The organism is Marinarcus sediminis (SeqCode), from assembly GCF_048571275.1.
Taxonomy (GTDB): Bacteria; Campylobacterota; Campylobacteria; order Campylobacterales; family Arcobacteraceae; genus Marinarcus; species Marinarcus sediminis.
The window spans coordinates 2,016,163-2,033,873 of sequence record NZ_CP182357.1 but is presented as its reverse complement, the minus strand read 5'-3'; the positions used below and the strand labels follow the sequence as shown (position 1 = coordinate 2,033,873).

Here is a 17,711-nt window from a genome sequence, read left to right as displayed (position 1 = left end):
GTGAGTTATAATAGATAAAATCTGTTAATTTTTTGTTAAATGGCATTTTTTATTTGATACATATACGATTCACATCCAATAATTGAAGCTCCATATGAAGTGGTAATTTGTGGATATTGTGGTATAAATATTTTGCGACTGATTTCATTTTCAATGGCATGAACTAATCCCTTATTTAATGCTGGTCCGCCATCGAAATAAATCCCCTCTTTAAGCCCCACTCTTTTGACCAATTTTACAATTCTTTTGGCAATAGAGTAATGCACACCACAAACAATATCTTCTACACTATGATTGTTTCCAAGCAAACCTATAATTTCTGATTCTGCAAAAACTGCACACGTACTGTTAATGGAAAGTGGCGTTCCTGTAGCTTGAAAGTGTCTTTCCCCCAATTCATCAATATTGATTTCTAAGTTCATGGCACACGCATCTAAAAATTTACCTGTTCCAGCAGCACAACGGTCATTCATCACAAAATTGGTGACATTACCATCATCGTCTAAAGAGATGGCTTTACTGTCTTGTCCACCAATATTGATGATGGTTTTAACATCGCAATACTCTTTTGCAGCAGCCCTTGCCCCTATGGCATTGGCAGTAATTTCACTGATATTTTCATCAGCTTCTTTAAAGAGTTTTCTTCCATATCCTGTTGCTACGGTATAAACTACATCTTTTTTATCAATATTAAGTTCACTTAAGAGTGCTTCTAAACTCTCTTGGGCATATTTATAAAACATACTTCCACTGGCACTTATTTTATGCCCCACTAAACTTTTGTTTTCATCTGTGATAGCGATTTTTATTGCTGTTGAACCAATATCAATTCCCGCAAAATAGTTCATTTTTGATTTCTCCGTTTCATTTTAAGCGACTCTACAAAAGCTTCAATACGTGTTGAAAGCTGTCCTTGTTGAGAAGGGCTGTAATCACTCTCTAAATATAAAATTGGAATACCTGCTTTTTCCATCGCATCTAACACACTTCTTTGTTCCAATTCATATACCGTACATCCAGCAAAGGCTTGATATATAACACCATCTGCACTGAATGTTTTTACCAAATTTAATATTCTTCGAATTCTGTCATCATTTTTAGTAAATATAGGGCATGTACACGCTTTAAGATATTTATCAGCAAGTGAATCGAGCATATCATTTACAAACCACTCATCAACAGCTACCCTATCATTAAACATTCGGTTTGAACTGCAGGTTTCATCTGCAACAATAATGGCATCTGACTCTTCAATTAAAATAGGCACTTTATAGTTTGGAAAAATAGGAGGTGAACCTGTATAAACAATTCTTGGGCTCATTTTACCTGTTACAGTAATAGACTCATCTGCCCTACTTTGTAACTCTGAAATAAGTTGCTCTACTGCTTCTATCCAGTTGTCTATTTTGTCAAAGAAAAAAGCATTGGTAACCAAAAGCATATCACTTCCTAAAATAGGTACGTTTTTAGACTTTCTAAACTCTGATAACTGATGATATAAAGATTGCACATAGCCCATTTTTTCAATCGATTGTTTGAGCTTTTTTTTGGTCAGTTTTTTGGCTGTTTTTTTTGAAATATCAGCACTGAACTCTCTTATACTTCTTCTGAAATACTCTCGGCTTATTTCACTCTCTTTGGTTCTAGGAAAATCAACGTCAACCACTTCATACCCAAAACTCTCAATCGTAATACCCGCTTTAGTTTTTTGATCACACGTTGTAGGAGAGTATATAAAATGGGGTTTATCACTCATGTTCTTTGATGAAAGGTGCCCTACTGTTGCTTTTATCAACGGACAAGATTTTTGTGGCATCAAATCACTTCCGATTTCATCATCGGTGTAAAAACCATTGCAAAGTCTAATAGGCACAGCATCAAGCGCATAGATAATTTCTGAAGGTATTTGAATACACATCGTACCCACTTTTATTTTATCATCATGCAACGCTTTTTGATGACAATACACCTCTTCAAATAGGTTATAAAAATATCCCATACTTTTAACGGGATGTTTAAATTCATCTTGAAGCGTATTTAAAACTTTTATTGCCTCCATGGCTTTATGTCTGTTTTGTTTCTCTTTGGCTGTTTCAATTTTATGATTAATTTGACGACTCATCTTTTTTCCCTTTAAATTTTTCTATCCCCATTCTTTTTTCAAATCCCACTTTGGTTGATTTGAATGCTTGTAATTTAAAAATATCAAAATGCAACGCATCCTCTTCTGGACAAGCCGCAATACATTTCAAACACAAAATACAATCGTCTCTTAAAATATTGGTGCTTTGAACATCATCAGCAATATCTTTGATTTGCATATCACAAACAGCATAACAATCCCCACACCGAGTACATTTACTTCCATCTTTTTTTAACTGTACAAAAGAAAACTTCGCAAAAATATAGTGCAAAGCACTCATAGGACAAAAAAAACAAAAAAACCGTTTCTTTACAAAACTTCCAACAAAAAAAAGTCCTGCAAAAATAACTCCCAAAGTCGTAAAGAAAAGTGCTGTCTTGGTTGAAAAATCAATTGTCCATTGAGAAAAATCACCACTGAACATAGGACTGATGATTCGAGCTGGGCACATTTGGCAAAAGCTTGCTGACCATTGATTTCCTAATACTCCCACTCCCATCAGAAGTGGAATCACAACAACAACAGCTAAAAATATATATTTGATTTTGGAAAGTTTTTCAAATTGGGGTTGGGTATAGGTCGAAAAACGAACCGACATACTTTTTCTCAAAGAGGTTATCCAATCTTGAAGTGTTCCAAAAGGACATACATATCCGCACCAGGCTTTGTTTAAAAATATAAACCAAAACAAAAAACCTAAAAGCCCTAAAATAACAGCAATAGCTGCTCCTCCTAAAAGAACTTGTGTGGGCATTCCTAATTGATGCTGTAAAGGGATTAAATAACAAGCACCCGCAGCTTGAGAGTTATAAGGACAAGCAAAAATAGGCAAACTTGTTCCCAAAGTAATGGCAAAATATCCTCCATATACGAACAGAATAAAACCAAGCAGTTGAATAACAAACCGCACTTTTTGCAGGTTCATATTATTCACTGCCAATCTTATTTTTTTAAGCATGGCTGACCTCTTTAAAAGGAATCACTCTGTTTTTTCTGAATCGATAAACCACAACCGTTGATAAAATTAACGTAATAAGAATAATCAACAAAGCATAACCATAAGATTTATAATCACTGCTGTTTGGATAAAAAGAAGCAGGATAGGTTAAGATATATTGAGTATTCTCATTTTCATAATGAAGTGTCAGAAGAAGTTCTTGTTTAAATCGTTTATTAAACTCGCTCCAATTAGGGAAATAATCCCTGATAATTTCAAAAGAGACCCTACCCTTTTCATCGGTTTTAAGTTCTTTCATCCAACCCGATTGAAGCTCAACTTTTATCTTTGCATTGGCTAAAGGTTTGCCTTCAAACAAAGCTTTAAACTCTATTTTGCTCCCCATACTGTGTCGATAAAAGAAGCTCTCTTCCTCTTCTGATTTAATACGAATTAAATCAATGATACTTTTATCTTCTACCAACTCTTTTTTTATACTTTCATTATAAATATCCTCACTGCCATGTGATCCATGAAGATATTCAAGCTTAGCTACTTTATAAAAAGTGGTGGCATCTTTTTTTTGAATATCAATTGCAAACAGATTGTAATATCCATTATTTGGCACTTCAAAACGGTATGAGATTTGACCCATTTTAGTGTTTTCTTTTAAGGGATTTTCTTTTTGATTCAAATCAAAATAAAAGTTTTCTATTTTATTTGATTTGTATATTTGATTATCAGACAAATCTCCATATACAAGCCATACTTCTTTTGTAGGAATCTCTTTTGAAGGTTTACCTCCCCCCATCATATGCCCCATACTTCTCTTTTCTTTTAAAGCTGGGTTGGAAAATGAAAAGTAGAAAGGTTCTTTTTCATCTGTTTTTACAGTTTTATTTTTTTGTTGTTGAGGAGCATTAAAATCTTCAAGTGCTGCTTGAATTGCTTGTTCAAAATTGACTATTTCACCACCATATTTTTTTGAAAATATAAAAGCCTCTTTTTTTGAAGCAAAAGCATATTTACTTTTCATGCTCATTGTCCCTTTTTTTGAACTTCCTACAACATAAAAAGCATCTTTAGCATCAATAAAAGTTAAACTGGTAACATCAACAACTTTGATATCACTCAATGGCAAATTCTTGACTTTGTAATCATCGACTAAACAGTGTAAAGAACAATATTGTCTGACCTTACCATCAGACACCGCACTGTGATTTGTTTTAAAAACCATTGGCAAATTCATACCACAAGCAGCACCACTGGCTTTATCTTTGCCTGTTTGTAAAAGAATAACTTTCTCTTTAGGAACAGTTTGAAACATTTCAGCTGTACCACTCTTACCATGGGCATGACCAGACATTTTGGCTCCATATTTAGCAAAAACATAACCCGTATATATATTGACACCCAAATAAAAGAAAATCACCAATGAAGCAAAAATATAACCCAAAAATTTTCTTACTTTTGAAGCCTCAATCAATTTTATACGTTTGTATAAAAGAATAAATGCCCAAACAATTCCTATCCACTTAAACAGTCCAAAATAAGAGAGCCAACCATCACCTCGTTTTGCTAAAGCATCCACATGTATGCTAAAACCAAAAGCTTGTGCAAAACCCTCAATAATATTAGGATAGGTTCGAATAAAAAATGACTCTAAAGTATGTCCTAAGGATGCCATAATAAAAAGTGGAATTAACGCTACGCCTAAAGTTGTAAAAATCATTTTAAAATCTTTTTTTAATACCTTAGAGGAGAGATAAAATCCAAAAAAAGCAAAAAAAAGTGTTAAAACCAGTGCATAAACAAATGCAAAACCACCTGCAAACTCACTCATATTTAAAAAAGTAGCCGTTTTATTCCAAATAAGTTCATTGGCAATATTGCTTCTATTTAAACCATGTGCAAATCCCATTGATATAGGAATACAAGCCAGTATTAAAATATAGGTCCATACCTCAGCATTGAGTATTTTAAGTTTGCTGTTCAACTGTTCAGCTGGTTTGGTGACTTTGAATTTTACGGCTTCACACGCTGAGGCACACTCCATACAAAGGGTACAATCATCCGTTTGATTTTTCTTAGCAAACGTAAAAGGTTTTAAATCATAAGGACAAGCAGAAGCACATTCAAAAGTTTTACACTCTTTACACTCACTGGTATAAGTTTCAAGTTTCGTACATGAAATTTTATCGTATGCTCGTGTCAGTGTACCAATGGGACAAATATATTTACAGTAACTCATATCTTTATAGAGATAATACAGAACAAATGCCACAAGTGTCATACCAGCAAACATCGCCGCTGTGTTAAAAGGTGATCTCCAGAAAGCGTCAAAAGTATAGGTAACAAACCACCAGCCAAGCACCAAAAGAGTTATACCAATATATCTGTTTTGTAGCCATGTGGGCATGGTTCTCTTTAGACCCAATTTAGTGATATATTTACCTAGAAATCCATGGGGACAAATACCACAAAAGATTCGACCAAAGGTAGGCAGAGTTATCAACATAAAAAAAGACCAAAACACTCCCCAAAAAACTGCGTTGGTAAAGATATTCTCTTTTGTTGGATATAAAAATCCATAAAAAATGGCATAAAAGAAGATCAATGCCACTGCCACTCGTAATACCATTAGAAATTTACGGTTTTTAAACATAAACCCCAATATTGGTCTGCCTAAAATATCGTTTCTGTCTCTTTTAACAAAATTAACCATTTTCCCCTCTTTTAAAGTGATACTTGACCACTAATAACTAAAATACCTACGACGATTAATAACATTGAAGCAAACAGTTCAATGTAGCGTGTATACTTTTTAAACTCTTCTAATAACCCACGAATCACACTTGAAAGAAAAAAACCATAAAAGAAAAAAGGCACCATCACCGCACCAAAACCAAATGCCATACCCATAAACATGGCATTTGAAACAGTACCACTGTTGGCACTTAAACCAATGAGCGTTAAAATAGGCAAACAAGGATTAAACGAAATCAAAGCGCCCATACCAAATAGTCCAAAGAAACTTTTTTGATTTTTTTGTGTCAAATGTGCAGTTCTACAGTTTTGACTCTTTTTAGATTTTATGTGATACAGCATTGCTATTCCCATGCTCATAGTAAACACTCCAAGTATGGTTTGAAAAATGGTTTTATCATTAAGAAGTGTTTTAATAAGAGCTGAACTGCTTAATGCCATCATAGCAATGAGGGTGTACGAAAAAACTCTACCTAAACTAAATGGCAACATCACATAAAAGGATTGCCGTAGATGGGTAGAATTTTTCACAAGCAAGGGTGTAAGAAACGGCATACAAGAGAACATGCATGCCGTACTTCCATACGATAACCCCATAATAAAAAGAGAAAAAATCGTTACAGATTGCACGTAATTTTCTTAGAACTTCACAGATAACCCAGCAGTAAAGGTTCTTCCTTGATTCACGGTAATAGATAAATCTTCACCATCAAATACACCATCATCATTTCTATCACCACTGGCTCTTGCTGTATTAAAATATTGATTATCAAAAAGGTTATCTACTCGTGCGAAAAATGAATAGTCAATTCTTTTGTTTTTTATTTTATACTCAGCCAACAGGTTAACGGCTTCTTGTCCCTCAATTTTTAATCGATTTAAATCATCGGCATAATAACTTGATTTTTTGACATACTCAGTTTGAAGCTTGAAAGCTGAAGTTGCTTGATAATCCAAGATAAAATTCAATGCATGCTTTGACGTTCTTGGAATTCTGTTTCCAGTAACATCAAAATAGCTTAAATTCGTAGCATTAGGATTCCCATCTAAATCGATTGCCAAATTATGATAACTTGTATATTTTGCATCTAAATAGGTATACGCCATATTATATGAAAGCGTGTCTGTTATCTTTGAATTAATTGCCAATTCAAGACCTTGATGCTTAGCTCCACCAATATTGTCCCACATATCATTAGCAGTACTGCTTGAACCACCATAATTACCTGAAGATTTCATGATAAAATCTTTTCTGTCAATTCTAAAGAGTGCCGCCTCATAATTGATATTTCCTACTTCCCCTCGTGATCCAATTTCATAATTATAAGACTTTTCAGGCTTCAAATCTGGATTATTTTGAGTATATCCCCATGCACTTGTATCCCCTGCAAAAAGTTGAGAAACAGTGGGTGCTCTAAAACCAGTAGAATAATTTACATAAAGACTGTTTTTATCATCTACGTTATAATTACTTCCCAATCTGTATGAATAGATATTAAACTCTTTATCCAATGAGGTTGCACTCGAGTCCATATAATCCAATTGAATATTATCAAATCGTAAATTGGCTGTTCCTGTTAAATTTTGGCTAAAGGCTTGCTTATACTCTCCATAAAGAGCACTGACTTTTTCTGTAGTAGTATCATTACTTTTTTCATCACCTGCTTTAAAATAATCAGCTGTTGTTACAGGACCTGGAAACGTTCTTAATGCTTGATTAACTTTATAAACCACTTTATTTTTATACTCATTGTCTCTTAAATCCAATCCAACAAGTGTAGCAAAACTATTTGATGAAGTTCTTAATTCACTTTTAATACCTCGTTGAACTTGTTCATACATGTTATCATATACATAATCATTATCATTGTAAGAAGGTTGTAGAACATAACTTCCATCTCTTGTTTGTGGGCTAGACCAAAAAGTGGTATCATCCGTATAAATATATGCATTGACAAGCAAGTTTGTATTAGGAGTAAAATCTTTTGAATATGTTAAGAAAAGTTTTAATAAATCTACATTGTATTTTCTTGTATAATCACGGCTCTCTTGATCATTGGTATAAATACTCTTTGGATTATTAAGTGCTTCAGTTAATCCACCTACAGTCCCATGTGAATCTTTTGCTCTTTCTGAATACTCTGTTCCGAATGTAATATCAGAGCTGTCATCAATGTAATATTGTAATTTTCCATCAAAATATTTTGCTGTATAACCAGAATCTTCATGGTACCCATCGGCTTTTCGTTCACTTCCTTGAATATGAAAACTCAAATTATCATTCGCATATCCTGTTCTGGCTAAAAGTTTTTGATACCCAAAACTTCCTCTTTCCACTGCGGCAAAATTGTTATTGTATTTTGCTCCTTTTTTTGTGGTAATAATAACTGCACCACTTAACGCATCATCACCAAAGAGATAACTTGCACCCCCTTTTAACACTTTAATTGACTCAATATTATCAAGGTCAATATTCACAGCACCAGTTCGTTCAAATACTGGAACACCATCAATTACTATAGCAACACCGGGTTTTTCTCCCATATACATTTGATTTTCAACACCACGAATATGGATTTTTAAAGAGTCTCCTGTTTTTACTTCTGTTGTAATTCCTGGAATAGATTGTAAAACTTGCTGAATATTCTCAACATGTGAATCATCTACTTTTTCACCATTAATTGTAGAAGTACTCGAAACTTCTGTTCTTTTATTTGAAAATCTGTCATCAATCGTTGAAGATTCTACACTTATTGTGTCTAAAGTTTCAATATTGTTTGCATACGATAATGAACTTAGTAACAAAGATGACAATATAATACTCGATTTTCTCATTAACTCCCCCTGTTAATTTTGAAATGAGTATAAATAATGTGTGTTAAGTATCTGTTAAATATCTGTTACCAATTTGTTACATATTTAATTTAATGTTTATTTAAGTATATTATTAAGATTTAAGTAGAATGTCGTTCCTGCTTTATTGGAATCAATTTTTATTTCAATGGCATGTTTATCGCAAAACTCTTTTACAATATTTAAACCTAAGCCAAACCCTTTTTTTGAAGAGTCTTCTTGATAATATTGTTCAAATATCATTAAAATATTTTTAGTATCAATGGGTTTGCCACTGTTATAAATACCCAAAATAGAGTTTTTAAACTCTATTTTAATCAAGCCCTTATCATCATTATATTTAATGGCATTAGATAAAAGATTATCAATAACTTTTTGGAAACCATTTTTATCGCTGTATAACACAATATCCGAGAGGTTTTTTTCAATTTGGATATCTTTTTTAATGTCTTCAAATTTTTCGATTGAGTGTTCAATGATTTCATCTAACATAAATCTTTGTTTATCAATTTTATCAATCTCTTTTTTGATTTCATACTCCATTTGGTTATAGAGTTTTAACAGTTCATTAGTGGCTTGTTTGATACGTAAGAGTCGTTTGATATTTTTTTCATCTTTGATGTTTCTTTCAAGCATTTGAACATTTGCTTGTATGGTAGATGCAGGAATATTGAGCTCATGCAGGGTCTCTTTAATTGTTTTTTGCAAGTTCTCATCACTTTTAAAAAGAGGTTCTAAAAGTGGTTTACTTAAAAAACTGTTGAGAAAAATGGCCAAAATAATCAAAAAACTGGTAATTAGCATAAAATTCTCTTTATTGAAACCAAAAATATTGACCAAATAGTAATTGGTTACTAAAATCAGTATCACAATAAAAGCAATTAAAATAGAATTTGAAATAAGAAAATTTCTTCTTTTAGAACTCAATTTTGTATCCTATACCTTTGACATTCACAATGCTGTCTTTACCAATAATTTTTTTCAAGTTATTGATATAGACCCGAATAGAGCCCTCACTGTACTCTTCTGAAGTACTCCAAAGTTTAGAAACAATCATATCTTTTGTGACAATTGAGTGTCGATTTTCCAAACAGAGTTCAAAAAGTTGTACCACTTTTACAGGGGCATTTAAGTCAAGATTATCTTTAAAAATTCTTTGAGTACTTGGATTAAAAAGTATATTATTCTCTAAAACAACAATATCGGTTGTTTTCCCTGCACGTTTAAGCAGTGATTTTATTCTTAAAATCAATTCTTCTAAATCAATAGGCTTAGTTAAAAAATCATCTGCTCCGTTAACAAACCCTTGTTTTAAAGTCTCTTTGTCTTTGTAAGAGGTTAAGAAAATAGCAGGTGTTTCATCATTAATGGTTCGTAACGATTTTAAAAAATCCAAGCCGCTTAACTTTGGAACATTAATATCCAGAAGATACAGATCGTAATTATTTTCATAATTTTTATCTAAAGCTTCCTCTCCATCATAAGCAATATCAACAATAAAACCCTCTTCACTCAAAAAGTCTTCTATACTTTGAGCAAACAGTTCATCATCTTCAAGTAGTAATATTTTCAATAACTTCACCTTTAAAAAAGATAATTGTATCCAATGAAGACTTAAGTACATTTGTAACATTTTTTATACTATAATTAAACAGATTAACAAAAAAGGTTTTTAATGTTAAAAAAAGTGCTCTTTCCTGCCCTATTCTTGGTGTTGGCTTATTTCATAATGGCCAATGAAAATGCAAAAATCATCATTGCTGGGATTGCCATATTTTTAGTTGGTATGTATTTTATGGAAGAGGGTTTCAAACTTTTTTCAGGAAGTACCTTGGAGAGTGTTTTGGAAAACTTTACCAATACTTTGCCCAAAGCGATTACAACAGGAGCCATAGCAACATCCATTGTGCAAAGTTCTTCCTTAACCAGTGTGATTATGATCTCATTTTTGAGCGCAGGACTTATTGGTCTTCATGATGCTATTGGAGTCATTTTTGGTGCAAATTTAGGAAGTACAACGACGACTTGGCTGGTCTCTTACTTTGGATTAAAGATTAACATTGCTTATTATGCTATGCCCATGCTGATTCTTGGTGTAACATTGAGGTTTTCAGCCAACTTAAAATACCAAGGTATTGGGAATGTCCTTTTAGGTTTGGGATTTATCTTTTTGGGTATTTCTTACATGATGAATGGATTTGACACACTTAAAAGTACCATCGATTTAGCAAAATATTCGATGGACGGATTTATAGGTGTTTTGGTCTACATCTTAATAGGTGCCATTGCAACCATTATTATTCAATCCAGTGCTGCTACCATGGCGATTGTTATTGCAGCATTAGTCAGTCATCAAATTATTTATGAAAATGCACTGGCAATTTCTATTGGAGCAAATATAGGAACAACTATTACCGCCATCATCGGTTCCCTTGCATCCAATGAAAATGGCAAAAGATTGGCCGTTGCACATTTTATCTTTAACGCAATAACTGCCCTATTTGCTTTTATTTTTATCTATCAAATTGCAAAAATAGTGGAACTGATTGCTTCCATGTCTGGTGTTGCAGATGATAACTATGTCATAAAACTTGCTATTTTTCACACATTATTTAACATCATAGGAATCATTCTTGTTGCCCCATTTACCAATAAAATTGTCAATTTTTTAGAAAAACTTTTTATTCCAAAATTCAAAGCAAAAAGCAAACCTATTTACTTAAATGATGCCGTAATTGAAATACCAAAAACGGCTATTTTAAGTATCCGAAAAGAGATCATGAACCTCTATTTACAATCGCTTCAAGCCATTTCTCATGCAATGAATCTTCATCGAGAAGAGATATTTTCAGACAAAAACATTCACGATGTCATCCAGAAATCAAAAACAAAAATTGAGACCAACATTGATAAAATATATAAAGAAAATCTCAAACTTTTATATGGAGAAATCATTCGATTTGCAACACTATCACAACAAAACATGAATGAAGCCGATACCATTCTTGTAGGAAAACTCAAAACGGCATCAAGAAAAATCATCAACTCCGTTAAAGACAGTAAAGAGTTGCAAAAAAACATCAACTTTTATTCAAAAAGTAAAAATGAATACATAAAAGAGGAGTATGATGCCATAAGAGAAGAGATTGCATCAACCATCAGAGAAGTAGAATATCTCAGACAAAATCATTTAAATGATGTAGACAGAGTCTCAAGAATTGAAGCATTAAAAAAACGATTGGTTACTCTGGATTTAAGTAAAAATGGCAAAATAGATGAACTTATCAGAAATAAAAAAATTGATACGAGTATGGCAACGTCATTAATGAATGACTCTGCCTTTGTTTTTGATATTTGTAAAAGACTTATTGCTGTTACAACTGTGTTATGGGTAGAAGATGAAATGTTAATACAATTAGGAGAAACTGAAAATGAAGATTAAAAAACTCATCGAAAAAATCAATGACTTTTTTGAATTTACAAAAAAAAGAAAAACCAAAAAACTCAATGAGTTGATTGAAAAACTTAAAGAGAAAAAGAATAAACTCAAACATAAACTTGAAAAAGAAGATTTAAAAAAAGACAAAAGAGAACTTTTAGAAAATGAGTTGGCTGTTGTTACTACACTTATTTCAAAGGCCAAGAAGGAGTTATAATCTCTTTCTAATGGAAATCCCCGAAGTTTTGTCTTAACGCCTCATAGGCTATAATTGAGACAGAATTTGCCATGTTCAAACTTCGAGCGTTGTTTGTCATAGGAATAGTAATGCACCCTTGGGTATTTTTAGCCAATAATTGCTCTGGCAAGCCTGCATCTTCTCGTCCAAAGTAGAAAAAATCTCCTACTTCATATTTGGCATCAAAGTAGTTTTGGTTGGTTTTGGTTGTTGCGAAAAAGTGTCTTGAAGTAAAAGGGTTCTTACTCCAAAACTCTTCAATATTTTCATACTCTCGCACATCTAACTCAAACCAATAATCAAGCCCTGCTCTTCTGACTTCTTTTTCAGTGATTTCACCAAATCCATAGGGTTTAATTAAATGCAATGTGCAATTTAACGCAAAAGCCAATCGTCCAATCGTTCCCACATTTCCAGGAATTCTGGGTTCTAATAAAACAATATTAAACATTACAAAATAACCGTTTTATTGCCAAAAACAAAAACTCTGTCCTCTAAAACATGTTGCAAGGCATTGGATAAAACCACTTTTTCAACGTTTCTTCCCGCTCGTCTCATGTCTTGCCATGAAAAAGTGTGATCCACTCGTACGACATCTTGTGCAATGATTGGACCTTCATCCAAATCATCCGTCACATAGTGTGCAGTCGCCCCAATAATCTTAACACCTCTGTGATAAGCTTGTTTATACGGATTTGCACCAATAAATGCGGGTAAAAAGGAGTGGTGAATATTTAACACTTTTTTAGGAAAAGATTGGACAAATTTAGGGGTCAATATTCTCATATATTTTGCCAAAACAATCAATTCAGGATTGTACTCTTTGATTTTTTCAATAATCAAATCTTCATGCTCTTCTCGGCTGATGTCATCTGCACTGATACAGTGAAATGGAATATCAAACTTTTCAACCAAATCTTTGAGATATTCATGGTTAGCAATTACCGCTTTAATATTAGCATTTAACTCGCCATCAAGATACCGAATTAACAAATCTCCCAATACATGAGACTCTTTTGTAGCGAGTAAAACAATATCTTTTTTCTCTTTAGTTGTAAGATTGATTGTTGATTCAGGAGGAAGAACTTCTTTAAGCTCTTTAAGCAGTATCTCTTTATTTAAAACGCCCGAAATGACACTTCTCATAAAGAATTTTTTTGTTTCATCATCAACATACTCAGCATTTTGCTCAATATTAAGATTATTGGCAAAAAGCACTTTTGATACATTATAGACCAAGCCTTTTGCATCTGTAGTGTCAATTAATAGTATGTACTCTTTCATCGTGTTCCTATAAATGGTATTGTTCCAAAATAATTTTTTGAAATAATACCATTAAATAGTTTAATAACTAAAATTTACACCATTTCTGATAGTTCTAGTTTATACGCTTCTAAATTAAAATCTTTTATTCTTGATACACCCGTTTCAACTGCAGCAAGGGCAACAGCACTTGAAACATCAATGATAAGCCTTTTATCAAAAGGTTTAGGAATAATATAATTTTTACCAAAAACAATACCTTCACCAAAAATATCTTTAACTTCTTGGGTCAACTCTTTTTTGGCCAAATTTGCAATAGCATAAGCCGCTGCTTTTTTCATCTCCATATTAATGGCGGTTGCTCTCACATCCAATGCACCTCTAAAAATAAAAGGGAAACCAAGAACATTGTTTACTTGATTATTAAAATCACTTCTTCCTGTTCCTACAATCGCTTCTGGCTTAACCGATAACACTTCTTCAGGGAAAAGTTCAGGTGTTGGATTTGATAAAGCAAACACAATTGGTTCTTCACACATCAATGCTACATGCTCTTTGGTAAATGTACCAGGTTTTGAAAGTCCTAAAACCATATCTGCACCAGTAAACGCTTCTTCTTTGGTCATTGCTTTTGGTGATGAGAACTCTTTTTTATACTCATTTAAGTCGGTTCTTTCATCATGAACAACCCCTTTTGAGTCAATCATAATAATATTTTTAACACCCAAACTTTTATACATTCTTGAGCAAGAAATTGCAGCAGCTCCCGCACCGACAACAACAATTTTAACATCTTCAAGTTTTTTATTCATAATTTCACACGCATTGATTAACCCAGCACTACTGATAATCGCCGTTCCATGTTGGTCATCGTGCATAACTGGAATGTCCAACTCTTCAATAAGTCGTCTCTCTATTTCAAAACAGCTTGGTGCAGAAATATCTTCAAGGTTTATTCCTCCAAATGTAGGCGCAATCGCTTTTACGATGGCACAAAATTTATCCACATCTTTTTCATCTACTTCAATATCAAATGAATCAATGGCTGAAAATCTCTTAAATAAAATGGCTTTCCCCTCCATAACTGGTTTTGAAGCCAATGCACCAATATCCCCTAATCCAAGTACAGCAGTACCATTTGAAATAACTGCAACTAAATTACTTTTTGATGTATATCTGAACGCATTTTCAGGATCTGCTTGAATCTCTAAACAAGGATTCGCAACACCAGGCGTATATGCCAATGCCAAATCTCTTTGTGAAGTAAAAGGTACGGTTGATTCAACACATAATTTCCCTGCTCTTGGAAACTCATGATAGGCCAAACTCTCTTCTTTTGTAACAACCACGCTATTTGTAACAATAATACTCAAAATATCCCCTTTTTAAAAAAATTTACAAATATTATCTGAAATAAATTTAATCTATTGTAAGATTTAGTCTTTTTCTTAAAATTACACTATTTATACATATTTTATACATATTAATTACATATAAATGTAAGATTAATGTAATTTTCTCTTTCTGCATAAAACCATACCAAACTGCTATAAAAATAATCTCTTATTGTTCATAAACAACTAAGAAGCACAAACATTTATATTTGAACAATTTTTTATCTGAATTAAACAGATATAGACTATTGTATAAGTTTTAATACAATTATTGATATCAATACCATAATTTTATAAAAGAAGATATACCTATATTTATAAGGGTATGGAAGTTATTTATAGTCCCATTAATGACATACAATATGTTTTAAATCATATCAGTTTATTTTCTGAGATACAACAGCTATTTTATGACGGAAATAGCTGCAAAACGTCCACAATTTTTATCCAATCTGTATGAAAAATAATTTTTATTTGAACATTTAGTACAGACAGTTGAAATTTCAATTCTCCCTATTTTCATCTTTTCAAGAAGCATTTTATTGATTCCTTGTAAATCAATATGTCGATGATTGACAAATTTATCAGAAAAAGAGTTTTTAACAATCAAAGCCAATTCAGAACTCACTTCATAACAACATTTTTGTATAGAAGGTCCTAAAATAGCTTCAATATCTTTGGATTTACACCCATATTGTTCCATCATTTTTTCAACAGTAATTTGAGCTATTTTTAAAAAAGTAGAGTTTCTTCCCGCATGAACAACAGCAATAACTCCTTTTACTTCATCTTTTAATAAAATCGGTATACAATCAGCCACCATAACCATAAGAGCAATATTGGGTTCATTGGTAATAAGTGCATCGCAATCTTTTGTTAATAAAGGTGAATCTTTGGTAATAATTTCAACATTATTGCCATGTGTTTGTTCCATGTAATGCATAGAAGAGAGATCAATGCCATAGGTTTGTGCTAATGCTTGTCTGTTTTTTTCGACACTGGCATGGTCAGTAGTTACATGAAAGGCAATATTGCCATCGTCTTTTGTGGTAAAAAATTGTTTTATCTTCATTTTTTGATTATACCAAATTATCTTAAATAAAAGTTCTTGTATAATCATTGAAAAAATTAAAAGGTTTGGCATGAACAGATTTGATATAGCATCAAAAAATTGGGATCAAAAGCCGTTAAGCATTCTTATTGCAAAATCAACGGCTCAAGAGATTCAAAACCAAATTGATCTTACACACATGGACATTTTAGATTATGGTTGCGGTACAGGACTTTTGGGTTTTGCTCTTTCTGATAATGCGCACTCACTCTTAGGTATGGATGACAGCAAAGGTATGGTTGAAGTGTTTAATCAAAAAGCCCAAGAGTGTGGCTTTGAGAATGTCAAAGCCATACAACATAACATCAATGATCAATCGTTACCTAAAAAAGCTTTTGATATGATTGTAATCAGCATGGCCTTACATCATATTAAAGAGATTAACTCTTTTTTCAAACAATGCCAACAAGCCCTCAAACCAAATGGCTATTTATGTATTTCAGACTTAGATAAAGAAGATGGAACATTTCATGCTAAGCACAATAACGATGGCGTCGAGCACTTTGGTTTTTCAGAAGATGAAATAAAGAGTTTATATCAAGAAAATGGATTTGAACTCATCTGTTTAAAACCCATTTGCACCGTCGAAAGAGAGATACGCAACTACCCTATTTTCTTATCTATTGGCAAAATTTAGAACCTATTTAAAATAGTTTAGCTAAAATAAACAGTGAATTAAAAGGTAAAATATGAACAATAAACAGATAAAATTTGCAATCTTTGGTGACCCAGTTGAACACTCAAAATCCCCACAAATGCACAATAATGGCTTTAAAAGCATTCATTTAAATGCTCTTTATGAAAAGTATCATCTTCTTGATGGCAAAACACTCAAAACCATTTTTTTAAAGCAAGAGTACAAAGGGGCTAATATCACCGTACCGCATAAAGAAGAGGCGTTCAAACAAGCCGATGAAGTCATAGGTTTGGCAAAAAAAATCGGTGCAGTTAATACTTATGTTAAAAAGAATAATAAAATATTGGCATACAATACCGATGCACCAGGATTTCTTAAAGCCATTGAGAGCTTTGGGGAAATCAACAGTGTCCTTATTTTAGGGGCGGGAGGAACAGCAAAAGCACTTGCCGTTGCTTTGATGGAACAACATAAAGAGGTCACTGTTTTAAACCGCAGTGAAAATCGCCTTGATTTTTTCAGACAATTAGGTTGCAAAACATACTCTTGGGACAATTTCGAACTAAAATCATACGATTTGGTTGTAAACTCCACAAGTGCAGGTTTAAAAGATAGCAGTTATCCTGTTGATAAAGTGTTACTCAAAGAGATATTCCAACATGCAAAATATGCCTTTGATTGTATCTACGGGAAAACCACACCTTTTCAAGCCTTGGCAAAAGAGAGTCACTTAAAACTCAAAGATGGTGAAGATATGCTTCTGTATCAAGGTGTTCTTGCCTTTGAATACTTTACAGATACCATCTGCAATGACCAAACCATTGAAGCCATGAGAAAAGGATTAAAAGCAAACCAATAAATTGGTATGCTTTTAAAAAATTGCTGTTGACTTTTTATTAACTCTGCTGTGTTATACTTCGCGCGTTTTAT

The 17,711-nt window shown here is 32.8% G+C and carries 16 protein-coding genes; 4 read left to right on the top strand and 12 right to left on the bottom strand.

All coding sequences use genetic code 11. From position 1 onward, the window contains the following. Nucleotides 1-35: 35 nt before the first annotated feature. From ACNI3C_RS10305 to ACNI3C_RS10270, 8 genes are all read right to left on the bottom strand, one after another. Nucleotides 36-848: an acyl-CoA dehydratase activase gene (locus tag ACNI3C_RS10305; protein WP_419769713.1), complete on the bottom strand. Its 813-nt coding sequence runs from the start codon at nt 846-848 to the stop codon at nt 36-38. Beyond that, nucleotides 845-2,122, bottom strand: coding sequence for a 2-hydroxyacyl-CoA dehydratase (locus ACNI3C_RS10300; RefSeq protein WP_419769712.1), 1,278 nt, complete (start codon nt 2,120-2,122; stop codon nt 845-847). The genes ACNI3C_RS10305 and ACNI3C_RS10300 overlap by 4 nt, the downstream gene beginning before the upstream one ends. Continuing rightward, complete coding sequence (locus ACNI3C_RS10295; RefSeq protein ID WP_419769711.1) at nt 2,106-3,101, bottom strand: 4Fe-4S binding protein; 996 nt, start codon at nt 3,099-3,101, stop codon at nt 2,106-2,108. Before ACNI3C_RS10295 ends, ACNI3C_RS10300 begins: the two co-directional genes overlap by 17 nt. Next, nucleotides 3,094-5,805 (bottom strand): nitrous oxide reductase accessory protein NosL, encoded by a 2,712-nt coding sequence (locus ACNI3C_RS10290; RefSeq protein ID WP_419769710.1) that lies wholly within the window; start codon nt 5,803-5,805, stop codon nt 3,094-3,096. The genes ACNI3C_RS10295 and ACNI3C_RS10290 overlap by 8 nt, the downstream gene beginning before the upstream one ends. An 11-nt stretch (nt 5,806-5,816) precedes the next feature. After that, nucleotides 5,817-6,476: an urease accessory protein UreH domain-containing protein gene (locus tag ACNI3C_RS10285; RefSeq protein WP_419769709.1), complete on the bottom strand. Its 660-nt coding sequence runs from the start codon at nt 6,474-6,476 to the stop codon at nt 5,817-5,819. A 9-nt stretch (nt 6,477-6,485) separates the two neighbouring features. Then, complete coding sequence (locus tag ACNI3C_RS10280; protein WP_419769708.1) at nt 6,486-8,681, bottom strand: TonB-dependent receptor; 2,196 nt, start codon at nt 8,679-8,681, stop codon at nt 6,486-6,488. A gap of 96 nt (nt 8,682-8,777) precedes the next feature. Continuing rightward, nucleotides 8,778-9,626 (bottom strand): sensor histidine kinase, encoded by an 849-nt coding sequence (locus tag ACNI3C_RS10275; protein WP_419769707.1) that lies wholly within the window; start codon nt 9,624-9,626, stop codon nt 8,778-8,780. Then, complete coding sequence (locus ACNI3C_RS10270) at nt 9,616-10,281, bottom strand: response regulator transcription factor (protein WP_419771457.1); 666 nt, start codon at nt 10,279-10,281, stop codon at nt 9,616-9,618. Before ACNI3C_RS10270 ends, ACNI3C_RS10275 begins: the two co-directional genes overlap by 11 nt. A gap of 93 nt (nt 10,282-10,374) precedes the next feature. Between ACNI3C_RS10270 and ACNI3C_RS10265 the strand changes: the two genes are divergently transcribed. After that, on the top strand, nt 10,375-12,141 hold the full coding sequence (locus ACNI3C_RS10265; RefSeq protein ID WP_419769706.1) for a Na/Pi cotransporter family protein: 1,767 nt from the start codon (nt 10,375-10,377) through the stop codon (nt 12,139-12,141). Then, a complete protein-coding gene (locus tag ACNI3C_RS10260) occupies nt 12,131-12,355 on the top strand; it encodes a hypothetical protein (RefSeq protein ID WP_419769705.1) in 225 nt (74 codons plus the stop codon). The genes ACNI3C_RS10265 and ACNI3C_RS10260 overlap by 11 nt, the downstream gene beginning before the upstream one ends. A gap of 7 nt (nt 12,356-12,362) precedes the next feature. Here ACNI3C_RS10260 and ACNI3C_RS10255 read toward each other — a convergent pair whose 3' ends face one another. From ACNI3C_RS10255 to pgeF, 4 genes are all read right to left on the bottom strand, one after another. Continuing rightward, nucleotides 12,363-12,827, bottom strand: a complete 465-nt coding sequence (locus ACNI3C_RS10255) for a tRNA (cytidine(34)-2'-O)-methyltransferase (RefSeq protein ID WP_419769704.1) — start codon at nt 12,825-12,827, stop codon at nt 12,363-12,365. Then, on the bottom strand, nt 12,827-13,660 hold the full coding sequence (gene purU, locus ACNI3C_RS10250; RefSeq protein WP_419769703.1) for a formyltetrahydrofolate deformylase: 834 nt from the start codon (nt 13,658-13,660) through the stop codon (nt 12,827-12,829). The genes ACNI3C_RS10255 and purU overlap by 1 nt, the downstream gene beginning before the upstream one ends. Nucleotides 13,661-13,734: 74 nt before the next feature. Then, entirely contained in the window at nt 13,735-15,012 is a 1,278-nt protein-coding gene (locus ACNI3C_RS10245) for a malic enzyme-like NAD(P)-binding protein (protein WP_419769702.1), read from the bottom strand. 424 nt (nt 15,013-15,436) lie between these two features. Next, entirely contained in the window at nt 15,437-16,105 is a 669-nt protein-coding gene (pgeF, locus tag ACNI3C_RS10240) for a peptidoglycan editing factor PgeF (protein WP_419769701.1), read from the bottom strand. A gap of 70 nt (nt 16,106-16,175) precedes the next feature. Between pgeF and ACNI3C_RS10235 the strand changes: the two genes are divergently transcribed. Beyond that, on the top strand, nt 16,176-16,781 hold the full coding sequence (locus ACNI3C_RS10235) for a class I SAM-dependent DNA methyltransferase (RefSeq protein ID WP_419769700.1): 606 nt from the start codon (nt 16,176-16,178) through the stop codon (nt 16,779-16,781). Nucleotides 16,782-16,833: 52 nt separating this feature from the next. Continuing rightward, nucleotides 16,834-17,640, top strand: a complete 807-nt coding sequence (locus ACNI3C_RS10230; protein WP_419769699.1) for a shikimate dehydrogenase — start codon at nt 16,834-16,836, stop codon at nt 17,638-17,640. Nucleotides 17,641-17,711: the final 71 nt, after the last annotated feature.

Bases quoted from the DNA above. Each gene is read 5' to 3' on its own strand.
- ACNI3C_RS10255 (WP_419769704.1), bottom strand. From the start codon at position 12,827: ATGTTTAATATTGTTTTATTAGAACCCAGAATTCCTGGAAATGTGGGA.
- ACNI3C_RS10235 (WP_419769700.1), top strand. From the start codon at position 16,176: ATGAACAGATTTGATATAGCATCAAAAAATTGGGATCAAAAGCCGTTA.
- pgeF (WP_419769701.1), bottom strand. From the start codon at position 16,105: ATGAAGATAAAACAATTTTTTACCACAAAAGACGATGGCAATATTGCC.
- ACNI3C_RS10305 (WP_419769713.1), bottom strand. From the start codon at position 848: ATGAACTATTTTGCGGGAATTGATATTGGTTCAACAGCAATAAAAATC.
- ACNI3C_RS10260 (WP_419769705.1), top strand. From the start codon at position 12,131: ATGAAGATTAAAAAACTCATCGAAAAAATCAATGACTTTTTTGAATTT.
- ACNI3C_RS10265 (WP_419769706.1), top strand. From the start codon at position 10,375: ATGTTAAAAAAAGTGCTCTTTCCTGCCCTATTCTTGGTGTTGGCTTAT.
- ACNI3C_RS10230 (WP_419769699.1), top strand. From the start codon at position 16,834: ATGAACAATAAACAGATAAAATTTGCAATCTTTGGTGACCCAGTTGAA.
- ACNI3C_RS10280 (WP_419769708.1), bottom strand. From the start codon at position 8,681: ATGAGAAAATCGAGTATTATATTGTCATCTTTGTTACTAAGTTCATTA.
- purU (WP_419769703.1), bottom strand. From the start codon at position 13,660: ATGAAAGAGTACATACTATTAATTGACACTACAGATGCAAAAGGCTTG.
- ACNI3C_RS10295 (WP_419769711.1), bottom strand. From the start codon at position 3,101: ATGCTTAAAAAAATAAGATTGGCAGTGAATAATATGAACCTGCAAAAA.
- ACNI3C_RS10290 (WP_419769710.1), bottom strand. From the start codon at position 5,805: ATGGTTAATTTTGTTAAAAGAGACAGAAACGATATTTTAGGCAGACCA.
- ACNI3C_RS10300 (WP_419769712.1), bottom strand. From the start codon at position 2,122: ATGAGTCGTCAAATTAATCATAAAATTGAAACAGCCAAAGAGAAACAA.